Raw genomic sequence first — 15,350 nt, 5'->3', positions numbered from 1 at the left:
AAACAGGGACATGGTATCAAAATTTTTACCATGTCCCTACTTTTAGGATGGAGGAAAATCTTCAGTGTTACCAAGCTGCTTTACCTTTTTTATATATTTTCCCTGTAAAGGGCTGTACCCCAATCACAGGATAGGCATCATTAGCAGGGGTGAAAATCCGCATGAAGGCTTCAGAAATAAACTGAGCCATATCAGCAAACATTTTGGAGATAGCCATAATACTATAGCTCCTTTTTTTCAATCTTTATAATCGGTGACATTTGTACTTTAATACTGTGATTATCTATTTGCCCATATTCTTCATATATCTTATCTATACTGAAAATTGTCGTTATAGCAAGGCAAGAGGCAGGGGCGCAGGGCTTGCGCCCATTCAGGAGTATGGCTAAGAGGGTGTTTGAAAAGTTATGGTTGATGTATCAAATATTTTTTACCCCACCCTAACCCTCCCCAAAGCATCGGGGAGGGAACTGGATTATGACACCACAAAAAGATCAAAGATTATGAGTAACGAAACCTTACAAGCAAGTCGGGAATGGTGGTCACAAAGATGGTTAGATCTACTAGATTCTTACCGATTTAAAAAGCGATTAGAACGGGCAAGAAATTATTCTCGACAAGGAAATGTTCTCAGTATTAAATTTAAAGCTGCGAAAGTATTAGCGAGGGTACAAGGTAGTGAAGCAGAACCTTATAAGGTTTCTTTATCTCTTGATGCTTTTAGTGATGAAGAATGGGGTTATGTGGTGGAAACTATGTCCCAAAAGGCGATTTTTGCGGCTAAGTTATTAGCGGGAGAAATGCCACAAAATATTGAAGAAGTTTTTATCAGTAATGGTTTATCCTTGTTTCCCTTTACTCTTACTGATGTTCACAGTAAATGTTCTTGTCCTGATAAAGCCGTTCCTTGTAAACATATAGGTGCAGTATATTATCAATTAGGCGATCGCTTTAGTGAAGACCCTTTTGTATTATTTCAACTACGTGGACGCACCAAAGAGCAAATTATCAGCGACTTACGCCAATTACGCAGGACTAAAAATGTCGAGACAATTCAGGAAACATCGGCAATTCAACCAGAAGTTTCTGGAAATAAATATCCCGTTAGAATAGATGATTTTTGGCAATATAATCAGCCGTTAGAATCGTCTTTAGTAGTAATTTCACCTGCGGTTAGTGAAACAGTATTAGATACATTAGGGACAATTCCTTTAGCAAAAGATGAAGAAAATCCAACTAATTCTCCTGCTGGTGAATTGGTGATGAAATATTTAAAATCCCTTTATCAAGATGTCAGTCAAAAAGCTTTTTTAGCAGCGATGAATGTGGGGGGATGAATATTTTTAAGAGTAAGCCACAAAATAAATGATTTGTTTTGTCATGCCTCTGGCACGCTGCGCGAACAGAAGACATTGGGCATTTCTTTTTGTGGAGTTCTCTAATTATTTTTGATGCACCCATTTCCTAACAGCTTTTCTAATTGCCCTTCTACCATTTACCCGATTTTGCTCAATTATTTTTGGTAAATCCCGAATTTCTAAACTAGGAAATACTAAACTTTTCTGTGATTCCAGATATTCCCCAGCTTGCAAAAGATAGATTTTCAACTCACCAGAATCATAACACCAAATTTCAGGAACTCCCAAACGAGCATAAATAGGAAAACGGTCTAAAGACTTACTCGTAACATCAATTTCTAAAGCTAAGTCAGGAGGTGGATCTTTTTGCAAATCTAAATCTAATCTACCTCTAACTAATGGTTCATTTTGAAAATAAAAGCAATTATCTGCCTCTATTCCTGCCATTTTGCGTTCTTTTTTCCAGGTAGTTGAACCTAAACTTTCATAGTCTAAATCCAACTCTTCAGCGATATCTTTAACTGCATCACTAATTACTTCTTTATATTGTTCGTGTTCTGGTAAAGGGGTCATAATTTCCAAATTTCCATCATCATAAGCCACCCTAGCAGCCCGATTTTCTCCCAAATCTTGGAGAAGACTTTCAAACTGTTGCCAACTGATGTTATGAAGTATGACTCTATCAGCGCGATATTTGGTGATGGTCATTTGTATATCTAAGAATAAAATACAAGTTAATTTAATTATAGCAACTGGTAGAGAGGAAAGTTAAAACTAGGATTTACGCAAATGTGATACTAAATATTTTTTGTAGGGTGAGTCAGACTCGATAACTCAGTAATAATGAATATATTTTCAACATCTGACACACCCTAAATTGTCAATTAGAATTGGTAAGAAATACCAAGAGAAAAAACAGGATAAACACTTAACCAATTCAGATCGCTTTCTTGTTTTTTCCTTTCTGCTTCGATGTTACTATTAATTTCCGCTTTTAAAGCCTCCGTTGCATCTGGACCAAACCCAGGTGTTAATGATACCATTGGGGAGCCAGCAAACATCACACCTAAATTTGCCGAAAATCCCAGATGTTTACCAGGCTTCACAGCATTACCCCAACCCAGTCCAATATATGGTGCGACACTATTGGGAAAGGAAGCTTTAGATTTCAATGATGTAAGCACAGTTGTGCTGTTATAGTCTTTGTCATTGATCCTAATGGTCACACCATTCTTGGGTTTCCCAGTTCCTTCCAAATTATTATCTTGAAATACCAAACCTCCGGTCAAATGAAAACCACCATTTTTCCAAGGTAGGTAGTCAATTAAGGTAGACACATTAAATAGGTTGAGGTTAGCTTTATAATCAACATCGGACAAGCTAATATCTCTACTTATACCTAAGCCATTAATGCCTAATTTAGCATTGACATTAGGTGTTATGGACTTAGTGACTGTTGCACCAACACCTAGTGTACTAATTTCAGGAGTAATTGCCCAACCGCTAGTTTTTACAGGAGTTTCGCTTGCTTCTTCGGTAGGTTTAGATTCTTCTGGCTTTGGTTTTGATGGAGTAGAACGCTCAGTACAGAGGGAATTTAAAGGATAACTTTTGCAAAATATATCTAAATCCAGTGGTCTTTTTGCCAGTAAATCACCAGCACTATAACTGAAAGTTCCTGGTTGAGGATGAGTTTCAGTTTTTTCAGGAGTGATTGATGTGGCAATAACTTCATTTGTAACTGCTGGCTGAGTAATTGATTCTGCAACAACTTCCTCAGCAATAACTACTTGATTAATTGATGCCCCCATTACCAAACCAGCAGTAACTGTTAATACAGACGTGCTGAACTTTAGCTTATTCATTACCTGACCTTTACTAAGATTTATTTGTTACATTGTATATTAGCAGCAATGTACAAAATTTATTTTAAATTTTTACTCTTACTTAACACAGCTTAATGTGTGAACTTACACAGAAAAATACAAAAAAAGCCCTTGCGGTTAGGCAAGAGCTATCAAAAGCATTATATTGTCAGTAATTAAGCCTAGAAAAACCTAGTCAAGGTCAGGCATAAACATTGCTGGTTCTGTTTCACGGTTAATACCCTTCTCAAAACCACCAGCAGCAGCCCGGGCGCGACCTGCGTGCCATAAGTGACCAATGAGGAAGAAGAATCCTAAAACGAAGTGTGAAGTCGCCAACCAAGCGCGAGGAGACACATAGTTGAAGGAGTTAATTTCCGTAGCCACACCACCCACAGAGTTCAAAGAACCCAAAGGCGCGTGGGTCATGTATTCAGCAGCGCGACGAGCTTGCCAAGGCTGAATATCATTCTTGATTTTTTCCAAATCAAGACCGTTAGGTCCACGAAGAGGCTCTAACCAAGGACCACGAAAATCCCAGAAGCGCATGGTTTCACCACCGAAGATGATTTCACCAGATGGAGAGCGCATCAAGTATTTACCTAGACCGGTAGGACCTTGGGCAGAACCGACGTTAGCACCCAAACGTTGGTCACGAATCAAGAAGGTTAAAGCTTGAGCTTGAGAAGCTTCAGGACCAGTAGGACCGTAAAATTCGCTAGGGTAAACGGTGTTGTTAAACCACACCATAACGCAAGCGATGAACCCCATTAAGGAGAGCGCACCTAAGCTATAGGATAGATAAGCTTCACCAGACCAAATGGAGGCACGACGTGACCAAGCAAAAGGCTTGGTGAAGATGTGCCAAATACCACCGGCAATACAAGTTAAACCAATCCAAATGTGACCACCGATAACATCTTCCATGTTATCAACGCTAATAATCCAGCCTTCGCCACCGAAGGGAGCTTTAATTAGATAACCGAAGATGATTGCAGGGTTGAGTGTGGGATTAGTAATCACACGCACATCACCACCACCTGGAGCCCATGTATCATAAACTCCACCGAAGAACATAGCCTTCAGCACCAATAACAACGCACCGCATCCCAGGATGATCAGGTGGAAGCCGATGATATTGGTCATCTTGTTCTTGTCTTTCCAGTCATAACCAAAGAATGCAGAATATTCTTCTAAGGTTTCAGGACCACGAACGGCATGATAAATACCGCCAAAGCCTAGAACTGCGGAGGAAATCAGGTGAAGTACACCGACAACGAAGTAGGGGAATGTATCAAAAACTTCACCACCTGGACCAACGCCCCAACCCAGTGTGGCGAGGTGAGGAAGCAGAATCAAGCCTTGTTCGTACATAGGCTTTTCTGGGATGAAGTGAGAGACTTCAAACAAAGTCATTGCTCCGGCCCAGAAGACGATTAAACCAGCATGGGCAACGTGAGCGCCAAGTAGTTTACCAGACAAATTGATTAAACGGGCGTTGCCGGACCACCAAGCGAAGCCGCTTGATTCTTGGTCGCGTCCACCACTAATAACTCTATTAGAGAGCGTTACCACGTGGAAGTACCTCCTCTGGGAATACGAACTGTTCGTGGGGTTGATCTTGAGGAGCCATCCAAGCGCGGATACCCTCATTCAACAAAATATTTTTGGTATAGAAAGTTTCAAACTCTGGGTCTTCTGCTGCCCGTAATTCTTGGGAAACGAAGTCATAAGCCCGCAGGTTTAATGCTAAACCAACGATCCCAATGGAACTCATCCACAAGCCTGTCACAGGGACAAACAACATGAAGAAGTGCAACCAACGTTTGTTGGAGAAAGCAACTCCGAAAATCTGTGACCAGAAACGGTTTGCTGTCACCATGGAGTAGGTTTCTTCAGCTTGGGTGGGGTTGAAGGCGCGGAAAGTATTTGAACCTTCACCGTCTTCAAATAGGGTGTTTTCTACTGTGGCACCGTGAATGGCACAAAGTAAAGCTCCACCTAAGATTCCTGCTACACCCATCATGTGGAAGGGGTTAAGTGTCCAGTTGTGGAAACCTTGGAGGAATAAGAGGAAACGGAAAATTGCGGCTACTCCAAAGCTAGGTGCAAAGAACCAGCTAGATTGTCCCAAAGGATACATCAGGAACACGCTGACGAATACGGCAATAGGACCGGAGAAAGCAAGGGCGTTATAAGGACGAAGACCGACAAGACGGGCTACTTCAAATTGGCGTAACATGAAGCCAATCAAACCGAATGCGCCATGTAGGGCGACGAAAGGCCACAAACCACCGAGTTGAATCCAACGGGTGAAGTCACCTTGAGCTTCAGGTCCCCACAGGAACAACAGGGAATGTCCCATGCTGTTGGCTGGTGTGGATACTGCTACTGTTAAAAAGTTAGCTCCTTCTAAGTAAGAAGATGCTAGTCCGTGGGTGTACCAGGAGGTGACGAAGGTTGTACCGGTTAGCCAACCGCCTAATGCGAGGAAGGCACAGGGGAATAGTAATATTCCTGACCAACCTACGAATACAAAGCGATCGCGCTTTAGCCAGTCGTCTAATACGTCAAACCACCCTCTACTCGGGGCGCGTCCAACTGCGATGGTCATTTACTAAAATCCTCGTTTTTACTAAAATTGCAACGTTTTTTAAGCAGTGTTTCAGCGAGTTTACTGATTTATATCATAAGAACGCCCGGTAAGTGGGAAACGAGCGCGTCTTTAGATCTGAGAGGGAAACGACACGAGCGGTTTTAACCGCTGTGGATATTAAAATTGAAACCAGATTTTTGATTGGAATCTGGAAACCAACTCCCATTTCTGGGGTAATGTTAGCCTAGACCTGTTATAAGAGCTTGTTGGGCTTGCAACACTGTTCCAGTGACCTTAGAACTGTTTAATCACAAGCGACAGAGCAGGGAACTGGCAACGCATTCGGTGGGTGTCGTGACTCAAATAACGGCTACCATGAGAGTAAACTCAGGGTGGTTTGGTCAGTACGGCTTGCTTGATTACTCTTGCAAGCCCAGTCCCTTTAGGGATGGGTTACTGACCTGCCGTGAGGAATTCAACGTTTTCTTCAATCCTAGCAGCTTTACAGACGCTAAGATTGTGAGAACTGATTGCTTGACAAAGTGATCATTTCTCATAAGGATACCATGAGACTAGGCTCAGGGTGGTCTGGTCACTACGACTTGCTTGATTACTCTTGCAAGCTCAGTCCCTTGAGGGCTGGGTTACTGACAAATTATGACATGATCGGCTACCGTTAACCAGCAATCTAGGTTTTAGTAACGTAATGATTCTTAACTTATCACATTAGTCAGAATTTGGGCTGGATATAGAACAGGAAGTTAAATATTTTCTATCAATATCAGAATTTTAACAATTTGACACAGATTTTCTCATAAATCTTCGTAGGGGCGCAGGGCTTGCGCCCTAAATTCTCTCAATGGCCTGCGCCCTAAATTCTCTCAATGGCCTGCGCCCTAAATTCTCTCAATGGCTTGCGCCCTAAATTCTCTCAATGGCCTGCGCCCTGAAATTCTCTCAATGGCCTGCGCCCTGAAATTCTCTCAATGGCCTGCGCTCGGAAATCCTGCAAGTTGAGGATAAAATTTATTGTCATCTCTTCGATAACTTGCAATCCAGACTGCTTCAGTGGCAGACTTGAGAAAGATAGTCCAAGGTAGTTTAGATGACCGTATCAACAACAATTAATAAAAGCGAGAACATCCTCTCTCAAAAGGTTCTTGGTTCACGTCGGTTTAGTAACTACTGGTGGGCAAGTATTGTAACTATGGGAGCCAGTGGTTTTTTCTTAGCTAGTATTTCTAGTTATCTCAAAGTTAATTTACTCATAGTTACTGATGCAACACAACTAATATTTGTCCCTCAAGGATTGGTGATGGGACTATATGGTGCTGCTGGCTTGCTATTAGCTACATATCTGTGGCTTGTAGTTCTATGGGATTTAGGTGGTGGTTATAATGAGTTCAATCGGGAAACAGGGACATTAAAAATTTTCCGTTGGGGGTTTCCCGGAAAAAATCGTCAAATCCAAATTGACGGCAGGATTTCAGATGTACAATCTGTCAAGATTTTGATTAAGGAAGGTCTGAATCCTCAACGCGCTTTATATCTTCGGGTTAAAGGTAGACGGGATATTCCCCTTACAAGAGTAGGTCAACCCTTATCTTTGGCAGATTTGGAAACCCAAGGTGCGGAATTAGCTCGTTTTTTAGGAGTATCTTTAGAAGGACTCTAGGAATTTTGGATTTTGGATTGGTGAACAATAAGAATCAGATCCCCGACTTCTTAGAGAAGTCGGGGATCTGAGGTCAAGTTATTTTCACAATTTAAAATCCAAACTTCAGGAATGGGCAAGAACAAATTAAGATATTTTGATTAATGCAGTCACTAACAATGCGGTTTAAATTTCCACAATTTTTTGTAGTTCTATTGATGATTTGCGCTTTAACTTTGGGAGGATGTGCGAGTAATACAACATCGTCTAGTGCATCCCCAACTGCAACAGCTACCTCAGACACGACTACTAGTGCAAAAACAGTATCAGAAACTATTAGCGAAAGTGTTCCTGGAATCAAAGGTTTACCACGTCTTGAAGGTAAGGCTACAGTGGTGATGACGGTGAAGCGTGGAGAAGTAGTTAATCCCACAGAAATTGAGATTGAAATAGATGGGACAAATGCACCAATTACTGGCGGTAATTTTGTGGATTTGGTTCAAAAAGGTGTTTATGACGGTTTAGTATTCCATCGTGTTGTGCGCGAACCTCAGCCTTTTGTAGTTCAAGGTGGAGATCCACAAGGTAAAGACCCCAAATTTCCCGAAAGTAGATTGGGAACCAGTGGTTATATTGATCCTCAAACTGGAAATGAACGACGGATACCCTTAGAAATTAAACCAAAAGGCGCAAAAGATCCTATTTACAGTAAGACTATTACTGAGAAGCCTGTGTTACAGCACAAGCAAGGAGCGATCGCTATGGCTAGATCACAATCCCCGGATTCTGCTTCTTCTCAATTTTACTTTGCTTTAGCAGATTTATCGTTCTTGGATGGTAACTATGCCGTGTTTGGTAATGTTACCAAAGGTTTTGAGGTAGTTAACAAAATCCAGCAAGGCGATCGCATTGAGTCTGCTAAAGTCACTACAGGTGCAGAAAATCTGAAAATTCCTCAGTAGTTAGTTGTCAGTTGTTGATTTGTGATTTTATAAGTATTCTGACTTCTGACTCCTGAGAAAGGGCGCAGTCCCTGCGCCCCTACCTCCTGACTCCTCAGTTACTATATAAAATCTAAAATTGGTTAAAGTTGTTGTTACTGGGATTGGTTTAGTTTCTGCTTTAGGTCAAAGCTTAGAAGATAGTTGGCAAAATTTATTATTAGGAAAAACAGGGATTAAATTACATCAAATATTTCCAGAATTGGGAATAGTTCCCCTGGGATTAATTGCTGAAAAACCCTCTTTATTAAATACACTCGCGGAAATAGTTGTTAATTCAGCCCTACAAGATGCCGAATTGGTAGCACCTTTGTTTGATTGTGCTGTAGTAATTGGTTCTAGTCGGGGTTATCAAGCATCTTGGGAGATAATGGCACGACAGATGTATCAGGAAGAGGCAGAATCAAACTTAGACAATTGGTTAAATACTCTACCGCAAATGAATGCGATCGCTATAGCCCGAAAAATAGGCTCAACAGCAGCAGTTTTAGCACCAATGGCTGCTTGTGCAACGGGAATTTGGGCGATCGCTCAGGCTACAATGTTAATTAAAACTGGGCAATACCAACGAGTAATTACAGGGGCAATAGAAGCACCCATAACCCCCCTAACAATTGCTGGATTTAGGCAAATGGGGGCTTTAGCCAAAACAGGTGCTTATCCCTTTGACTTACAGCGAGAAGGCTTGGTACTAGGTGAAGGTGGTGCTATTTTGATTCTTGAATCTGCGGAGTTAGCAGCCCAACGACAAGCTAAAATTTATGGAGAAATATTAGGTTTTGGCTTGACAGCAGACGCATATCATGGAAACTCACCAGAACCATTAGGTAAAAGTGCCATCATAGCCATTAAGCAATGTTTAGAACGTAGTCATATTTCACCCACAGACATAGACTATATTCACACTCATGGTACAGCCACCCAGTTAAATGACCGGATAGAAAGTAAAATTATTCAACACTTATTTTCACCAAAATTAGCGATTAGTTCCACCAAAGGTAGCACCGGGCATACATTAGGAGCATCAGGAGCTTTAGGTGTAGCCTTTTCACTCATGGCATTGCAACAGCAAATTTTACCCCCCTGCGTAGGACTTCAGCAACCAGAATTTAATTTAAACTTCATCACCTCAGCACAAGAAAGTAAAATTCAGCAAGTCCTATGTTTTAGCTTTGGTTTTGGTGGACAAAATGCTGTGATAGCTTTAGGGAATTAAGGATCAATCATAAAAGAACTAGAAATACTTAAAAACTTATATTCTCAAGATTTAGAAACCAGAAAAAACTGGTATTCTCATGTAGCAGAAACTTATAAGGCGTTGGTGAATGAAAGTATGAATTAGTCTCACGCAAAGGCGCAAAGATTAAGAGTTTCAGAAATGGAATTTTTAATTTTCATACCTCAATTCAGCAATACCGAATTTCCCAGAAGTGGTCAAAACAATATTGAAACCATTGCCAAAAAAGATGAACTGATTGCAGCAGGTTTCTTTACACAGTTTGTTTTATTTAGAAAATTGGCATATAAATGAGTAAATAAATGCCTAAAAAAATTCGAGAACTAAAACAAATACTGCGTCAAGCAGGGTTTACAGAAATTCCGGGAAAAGGAAGTCACACCAACTGAATACATCCACTATATACTGGAAAAATAACCATTTCTGGTAAAGATAGCACAGATGCCAAGCAGTATCAAGAAAAAGAAGTAAAACAAGCTATTAACGAAATAGAGGGTAAAACCAAAAATGATGAAACTTAAATATCAAATGATCATTCAATGGTCAGAAGAAGATAACTGTTTTTTAGTAGGTTTCCCTGACTTTCCTGGACAAACTTGGCGGACACATGGAGACACTTATGAAGAAGCCGTAACTAATGGAACTGAGGCTTTAGAATCCTTAGTAATAGCTTATCAAGCAACAGGTGAACCTCTTCCACAACCAACAGTTAATCAAGCTGCATAAATCCTTGGTATTCTGTGAATTGGCTACAATTTACCACAGAGAATGCACCAAAATTTCTGTTGGCTATTCACACAAACAGATGCAAACTCTGATTTTGAACGAGAAGTTTTACAAGAGATTTACCAACGGGGTTATAAACTACCTGATACAGCCCAGGAATTAATTACCGAAGCCAATTGTAAACCAGATTTTGTGTATAAGGAAGATGCGATCGCTATTTTCTGCGATGGTTCAGTTCATGATAGTGCTGAACAGAAAAAGCAAGACCAAATTGAGAGAGATAATCTGAGATACAATGCTGGATATCAGATATTAACCCTGCGATATGATAAAAATTGGCGGGAGCAATTAAAGGTTTTAGGGAGTTTATGAATTGATAATTAGTAATCCATTTAAATTAGGTAGTGAGACAGAATTAATTACACAATGTCATTGTGATTGCTTCCCTTCGCTCGCAATGACTGTAAATATTTTTGTCTAATTACTTAGTATAATATCAAATTAATATGGTTTTTCGGGAACACCAAAAAATAAATTACCCAATTTTGTGGGATGGGCATCCTGCCCGTCCCAATACTGTTCGGTTAAGGCTAAAACATTGTTATACCGTAGGTTGGGTTGTTCGCGTTAGCGTTGCAATCGGAACGTTCACGAAGTGTGGCGATAGCTTGCGTGGGGACGTAGGAGCCATAGCCATAACCCAACAAAATCCTTGGTAATGTTGGGTTTCACTATCGCTCAACCCAACCTACATTTCCTTAACCGACAAGTATTGCTGCCCGTCCTTGATGATTAGCGGGCAATTCGTCCCGCACCACAAGAAATTTTTGGGTATTTTTTTAATTGTAAGTCCCTAAATGAACTTATTTACACACCCTCTACCTGATTACTATATTCATCTGCTGTTAATGTATCCTCATTAATTTCATCAGGGTCATTAATACGAACTTTTAAGAACCAACCTTCTCCATAGGGGTCTTCAGGTACTTGTTCTGGATCATTTATTAAAGCTTCATTGCGTTCTACAACTGTGCCAGTAACAGGTGAATTCAAGTCTTCAACAGCCTTCACGGATTCAATAGAACCAAATGTCTCTCCCTTGGTAATAACATCACCAATATCCGGCAGTTCCAAAAAGACAATATCACCTAATTGTTCTATAGCAAACGCAGTAATACCAATAGTGGCAATTTCTCCATCTAGACGAACATATTCATGGGAATCTAAGTATCGAAAATCCTGGGGATATTCTAAAGACATATCACTTTCTCTTCCACGTTAAAAAAATAGTGTTACAAGAGTAACCTAAAAGACATTATTCCTCAAAAACCTCAAAGATTATCAGTTAGTAACACGATTCTTTGAGCGATAAAATGGGCGTTTCACAACCACCGCAGGGTAAGCTTTACCGCGAATTTCTACATCTAGCTGCTGCTTAAGCCTGGCTAATGGGGTGGGAACGTAAGCTAAGGCTATGGGATAACCGAGTGTCAGGGAGATAGTACCACTTGTCACTTCTCCTACGACTTGTTTAGATGATAATACGGGGTAGCCATGACGAGGAATATTGCGTCCTTGTGTTTGCAAACCGACCAGTTTACGAGATATTCCTTGGGTTTGCTGCTGGATTAAAACCTCTCTGCCAATAAAATCACTTTTGGTATCTAAATGTACCAACCAACCTAAGCCAGCTTCTAGCGGTGTAGTGGTATCGTCAATATCTTGCCCATAAAGTGCCATTGCAGCTTCTAAGCGAAGGGTATCTCTACAACCAAGTCCGCAGGGAATAACACCAGCATTATATAAACTTTGCCACAAGTCTATCCCAACGGAGGCATCCACCATCACTTCAAAACCATCTTCGCCAGTGTAACCTGTGCGGGCGAGGAATGCGTGTTTGCCAAAAATGGTCGTTTCTAAATGCCCAAAAGCCTTAATAGGTGATAAGTCTGTTGTGACTAGGGATTGCAGATGATGAGTAGCTGTTGGTCCTTGAACGGCAATTAAGATTTTATCCCGTGATAGGTCTTGAAATTGAACTACATCAAGATCAAGATGTGCCAATAGCCATTTTTTGTCTTTGTCGGTAGTTGAGGCGTTAACGATGATGACTAGATTTTGCGTCCCAGTGCTGTCTGTATTTTGGTAATAAATAATGATGTCGTCAATGATTCCGCCTTGGGGGTTAAGCAATACAGTATATTGTGCTTGTCCAGGTTGTAACCTACTTAAATCGGAGGGAACTAAATACTCCAGTTGGGAGATCAGGTTTTTACCTTGGAGGGTAAATTTGCCCATGTGAGAAATATCGAACATTCCAGCGGTATTCCTAACGGCATGGTGTTCTTGGGTGATACTGCTATATTGTATGGGCATTTCCCAGCCCCCAAAGCTGGTAAATCTGGCTTTGAGTTCTACACCCATTTGATATAAAGGGGTTCGTGTCAGAGATTGGGAAGCAGGGAAATTTGGGGGGGTTTCCCCATGAGCAACTGCCGACGAGGTAATATTTTCTTGATTAGCCACAGGTAGTTATTTATATTGACGTTTACGTGCGATCGCATCTCAACATTTATCTATCCTACGAGATCGCTGTTAATTTAGCAGAAAATTACAAGCTGCATCCTTCCTGCGGTTTAATGATTAGTAGTGGAATTGTTGAGATTTATTAAGCAAAAATTATGAAGTATCGCTCAATCTTAGCTAGTGTGATTTTAGCTCTAGTATTGTTGGTGTTCCCCTTGTCAGCGCAAGCAGCAAGTTCTTCTAGTGTTACTAATTCTCTTGGCAACAAGGGAGTCGGGGGGAAGGACTTTTCTGGACAAAGTTTAATTGGGATTGAGTTTACAAGCGTGAAATTAGAAAATACTAATTTTAGCACTGCTGATTTACGTGGTGCTGTATTTAACGGTGTTTTATTGGATGCTGTAAATTTTCATGGTGTGGATTTTAGTCAAGGAATTGCTTATTTATCAAAATTCAAAGATGCCGATTTAAGTGATGCAGTTTTTACAGATGCGATGATGTTGCGTTCCATTTTTGATGCAGTTGATGTCACTGGTGCTGATTTTACCAATGCAATTTTAGATATGGTACAGGTGAAAAAGCTCTGTGTTAATGCCAGTGGTGTAAATTCTAAAACTGGTGTAGATACTCGTCAATCTTTAGGATGTAAGTAAAAACCCCATATCCCCTTCATTAATCAGAAGGGGCGTTAAGAATAATTGAGTAATTCTTAAATTCTTGTATCTATGCTAAAAGGATATTTTACAATTTTTATACCTTCTGGTCTGTGGATAATCCACATAAAATTCCATGTCTAAAAAAGCTGTATTATCTTATGTCGTAGATCGGAATACAGGTCTATGGAAAGCCTTAAGCGGTTGCAGTGCTTCCCAACAAGAAATTTCCGGTTCTCAAGTTTACAATAGTGAGAGGTTTACAGAAGCAGAATTACCACCACAGGTTGATCTGCGTCCCTTCATGACTTCCGTAGAAAATCAAGCTGGCTCTAACAGTTGTACAGCTAATGCAGTTGTAGGCGGTTATGAGTATATCATGAACCGTGTAGGAGAAGAAGTTGATTTTAGTCGTCTTTTTGTCTATTACAATGCCCGAGAGCTAGGACTAGAACACAATGGTGAAAATAAAATTCAAGACCAAGGAAGTAGCATTACTTTAGCATTGATGAGTTTACAGGAAAAAGGTATTTGCCATGAATCAACCTGGGCTTATGAAGTTACAGACAATGGTAAAGTCAGAAACGTTAATACTAAACCAATTTATGATGCCTATGAAGAGGCTGCCGAACTCCTAAGTGTTCCTGATTTCCAATGGGAAAACCCAGAACAAGTTCCTGTGGATCTTCATGCTATGAAACATTGTTTAGCAGAAGGTTATCCTTTTGTTTTTGGACTCACTTTGTTTAAGTCTTTTGATCGTGTTACCAACAAAGGAAGAGTTCCAATGCCAGATTTAGCCAGTGATGAAGGCAGGCAAGAACATGGTAAACACGCTATGCTTTGCGTGGGTTATAAAGATAGTGCTGAAGTCTTTATTATCCGTAATTCATGGGGGGAAGAGTGGGGAGAAGAAGGCTACTGCTATATCCCTTATGAGTATATGACTAACCCAAATTTATGTTTTGAATGCTGGAAAATTAAAGGAACAACTGACTTCGATTTAACTGCGGATGTTTGGGTTGAAGAAGATGAGGATTTTGATGAAGATTTCTATGAAGAGGACGACGCAGAAGCAGCAAATAATTGTTATTTAACTCTTGTAGAATCTATTGCTGTCATTTGTTTGTGTGGTGCCTCTGTAGATGGCTTATCTGATGAAGAATCAGAGTTATTAACTGGACTTTATGAAACCTATGAAATTGATACTGAACTTCTTGAGGAGAAAATCCAGGGTTTAATGGAAATCGGCGGGCTTGAACTCCTTTACAATGCGGCTTTACAAATTATTTTGGCGGAAGATGCAGCAGAGGAAACTTTCCAAATGTCGGTTGAATTTGCTCTTGCTGATGAATGTTTTAGTGATGAAGAATACGAATACTGGACTAAGTTAGCACAAAACTTAGAGCTTGATGAAGATAGGGCTACAGAACTATTTAATGAGGTTTTAGAGGAATATGATTATGAAACCTTAGACAGTCTATTTTAATCTGGCTATAGAAACATTAATTAGGGATCACCAAAAAATAAATTACCCAATTTTGTGGGATGGGCATCCTGCCTGTCCTTGGTAATTAGCGGGCAATTCGTCCCGCACCACCAGGGGATTGCTTCCCTTCCCTCGCAATGACTGTAAATAAGCTGTTACACAGCTAAATTGTATAATCCTAATATTCTGAACTCTTGTTTAACAGGCAAGATGCCTGTTCCACTTATACAAATTAAATGCACAAC

The 15,350-nt window shown here is 40.4% G+C and carries 16 protein-coding genes and 1 pseudogene; 10 read left to right on the top strand and 7 right to left on the bottom strand.

Going from position 1 to position 15,350, the window contains the following annotated elements; all coding sequences use genetic code 11:
* Positions 1-67 precede the first annotated feature (67 nt).
* Positions 68-217: a hypothetical protein gene (locus NG743_RS18045; RefSeq protein WP_027402426.1), complete on the bottom strand. Its 150-nt coding sequence runs from the start codon at positions 215-217 to the stop codon at positions 68-70.
* A 286-nt stretch (positions 218-503) separates the two neighbouring features.
* On the opposite strand from NG743_RS18045, the gene NG743_RS18040 reads away from it, so the two are divergent.
* Positions 504-1,337: an SWIM zinc finger family protein gene (locus NG743_RS18040; RefSeq protein WP_027402427.1), complete on the top strand. Its 834-nt coding sequence runs from the start codon at positions 504-506 to the stop codon at positions 1,335-1,337.
* Between the two features lie 105 nt (positions 1,338-1,442).
* Here NG743_RS18040 and NG743_RS18035 read toward each other — a convergent pair whose 3' ends face one another.
* The 4 genes from NG743_RS18035 to psbD all read right to left on the bottom strand — a co-directional run bounded on the left by NG743_RS18035 (position 1,443) and on the right by psbD (position 5,837).
* Entirely contained in the window at positions 1,443-2,066 is a 624-nt protein-coding gene (locus tag NG743_RS18035; protein ID WP_257120608.1) for a Uma2 family endonuclease, read from the bottom strand.
* Between the two features lie 176 nt (positions 2,067-2,242).
* Positions 2,243-3,223 carry a hypothetical protein gene (locus tag NG743_RS18030; RefSeq protein WP_257120607.1) on the bottom strand — a complete coding sequence of 327 codons (981 nt, stop codon included), beginning with the start codon at positions 3,221-3,223 and terminating at the stop codon, positions 2,243-2,245.
* A gap of 192 nt (positions 3,224-3,415) precedes the next feature.
* Positions 3,416-4,798, bottom strand: coding sequence for a photosystem II reaction center protein CP43 (gene psbC / locus NG743_RS18025; RefSeq protein WP_027402430.1), 1,383 nt, complete (start codon positions 4,796-4,798; stop codon positions 3,416-3,418).
* The gene (psbD, locus tag NG743_RS18020) at positions 4,782-5,837 is read right to left on the bottom strand and encodes a photosystem II D2 protein (photosystem q(a) protein) (RefSeq protein ID WP_015080309.1); all 1,056 of its coding nucleotides are present in this window, start codon (positions 5,835-5,837) and stop codon (positions 4,782-4,784) included. The genes psbC and psbD overlap by 17 nt, the downstream gene beginning before the upstream one ends.
* A 1,087-nt stretch (positions 5,838-6,924) precedes the next feature.
* On the opposite strand from psbD, the gene NG743_RS18015 reads away from it, so the two are divergent.
* The 7 genes and pseudogenes from NG743_RS18015 (at position 6,925) to NG743_RS17985 (ending at position 10,809) form a co-directional block, all read left to right on the top strand.
* Positions 6,925-7,494, top strand: a complete 570-nt coding sequence (locus NG743_RS18015) for a photosystem I assembly protein Ycf4 (protein ID WP_027402431.1) — start codon at positions 6,925-6,927, stop codon at positions 7,492-7,494.
* Between the two features lie 158 nt (positions 7,495-7,652).
* Positions 7,653-8,435, top strand: a complete 783-nt coding sequence (locus tag NG743_RS18010) for a peptidylprolyl isomerase (protein WP_027402432.1) — start codon at positions 7,653-7,655, stop codon at positions 8,433-8,435.
* Between the two features lie 118 nt (positions 8,436-8,553).
* On the top strand, positions 8,554-9,690 hold the full coding sequence (locus tag NG743_RS18005; RefSeq protein WP_193962980.1) for a beta-ketoacyl-ACP synthase: 1,137 nt from the start codon (positions 8,554-8,556) through the stop codon (positions 9,688-9,690).
* A 162-nt stretch (positions 9,691-9,852) separates the two neighbouring features.
* Complete coding sequence (locus NG743_RS18000) at positions 9,853-10,005, top strand: hypothetical protein (RefSeq protein ID WP_160170623.1); 153 nt, start codon at positions 9,853-9,855, stop codon at positions 10,003-10,005.
* Between the two features lie 8 nt (positions 10,006-10,013).
* Positions 10,014-10,232: pseudogene (locus tag NG743_RS17995) on the top strand (type II toxin-antitoxin system HicA family toxin).
* A complete protein-coding gene (locus tag NG743_RS17990) occupies positions 10,219-10,437 on the top strand; it encodes a type II toxin-antitoxin system HicB family antitoxin (RefSeq protein ID WP_027402435.1) in 219 nt (72 codons plus the stop codon). Before NG743_RS17995 ends, NG743_RS17990 begins: the two are co-directional and overlap by 14 nt.
* A gap of 42 nt (positions 10,438-10,479) precedes the next feature.
* Entirely contained in the window at positions 10,480-10,809 is a 330-nt protein-coding gene (locus NG743_RS17985; protein WP_228043847.1) for a putative endonuclease domain-containing protein, read from the top strand.
* Between the two features lie 495 nt (positions 10,810-11,304).
* Here the strand turns inward: NG743_RS17985 and gcvH are convergent, their stop codons facing one another.
* Positions 11,305-11,697, bottom strand: coding sequence for a glycine cleavage system protein GcvH (gene gcvH, locus NG743_RS17980; RefSeq protein WP_027402437.1), 393 nt, complete (start codon positions 11,695-11,697; stop codon positions 11,305-11,307).
* 81 nt (positions 11,698-11,778) lie between these two features.
* Positions 11,779-12,963: a glycine cleavage system aminomethyltransferase GcvT gene (gcvT, locus tag NG743_RS17975; protein WP_371316429.1), complete on the bottom strand. Its 1,185-nt coding sequence runs from the start codon at positions 12,961-12,963 to the stop codon at positions 11,779-11,781.
* 155 nt (positions 12,964-13,118) lie between these two features.
* Here gcvT and NG743_RS17970 point away from each other — a divergent pair, with 155 nt between their 5' ends.
* Together NG743_RS17970 and NG743_RS17965 are read left to right on the top strand one after the other, a co-directional pair.
* Positions 13,119-13,616, top strand: a complete 498-nt coding sequence (locus tag NG743_RS17970) for a pentapeptide repeat-containing protein (RefSeq protein ID WP_027402439.1) — start codon at positions 13,119-13,121, stop codon at positions 13,614-13,616.
* 136 nt (positions 13,617-13,752) lie between these two features.
* On the top strand, positions 13,753-15,105 hold the full coding sequence (locus tag NG743_RS17965; RefSeq protein ID WP_193962981.1) for a C1 family peptidase: 1,353 nt from the start codon (positions 13,753-13,755) through the stop codon (positions 15,103-15,105).
* Positions 15,106-15,350: the final 245 nt, after the last annotated feature.

This window comes from Dolichospermum heterosporum TAC447, assembly GCF_024584745.1.
GTDB lineage: Bacteria > Cyanobacteriota > Cyanobacteriia > Cyanobacteriales > Nostocaceae > Dolichospermum > Dolichospermum heterosporum.
This window is presented reverse-complemented; position numbering and strand designations above follow the sequence as displayed.

Bases quoted from the DNA above. Each gene is read 5' to 3' on its own strand.
- NG743_RS18045 (WP_027402426.1), bottom strand. From the start codon at position 217: ATGGCTATCTCCAAAATGTTTGCTGATATGGCTCAGTTTATTTCTGAA.
- NG743_RS18035 (WP_257120608.1), bottom strand. From the start codon at position 2,066: ATGACCATCACCAAATATCGCGCTGATAGAGTCATACTTCATAACATC.
- NG743_RS17990 (WP_027402435.1), top strand. From the start codon at position 10,219: ATGATGAAACTTAAATATCAAATGATCATTCAATGGTCAGAAGAAGAT.
- NG743_RS18040 (WP_027402427.1), top strand. From the start codon at position 504: ATGAGTAACGAAACCTTACAAGCAAGTCGGGAATGGTGGTCACAAAGA.
- psbD (WP_015080309.1), bottom strand. From the start codon at position 5,837: ATGACCATCGCAGTTGGACGCGCCCCGAGTAGAGGGTGGTTTGACGTA.
- NG743_RS17970 (WP_027402439.1), top strand. From the start codon at position 13,119: ATGAAGTATCGCTCAATCTTAGCTAGTGTGATTTTAGCTCTAGTATTG.
- NG743_RS18030 (WP_257120607.1), bottom strand. From the start codon at position 3,223: ATGAATAAGCTAAAGTTCAGCACGTCTGTATTAACAGTTACTGCTGGT.
- NG743_RS17985 (WP_228043847.1), top strand. From the start codon at position 10,480: ATGCACCAAAATTTCTGTTGGCTATTCACACAAACAGATGCAAACTCT.
- gcvH (WP_027402437.1), bottom strand. From the start codon at position 11,697: ATGTCTTTAGAATATCCCCAGGATTTTCGATACTTAGATTCCCATGAA.
- NG743_RS17965 (WP_193962981.1), top strand. From the start codon at position 13,753: ATGTCTAAAAAAGCTGTATTATCTTATGTCGTAGATCGGAATACAGGT.
- NG743_RS18010 (WP_027402432.1), top strand. From the start codon at position 7,653: ATGCGGTTTAAATTTCCACAATTTTTTGTAGTTCTATTGATGATTTGC.
- NG743_RS18000 (WP_160170623.1), top strand. From the start codon at position 9,853: ATGGAATTTTTAATTTTCATACCTCAATTCAGCAATACCGAATTTCCC.
- NG743_RS18015 (WP_027402431.1), top strand. From the start codon at position 6,925: ATGACCGTATCAACAACAATTAATAAAAGCGAGAACATCCTCTCTCAA.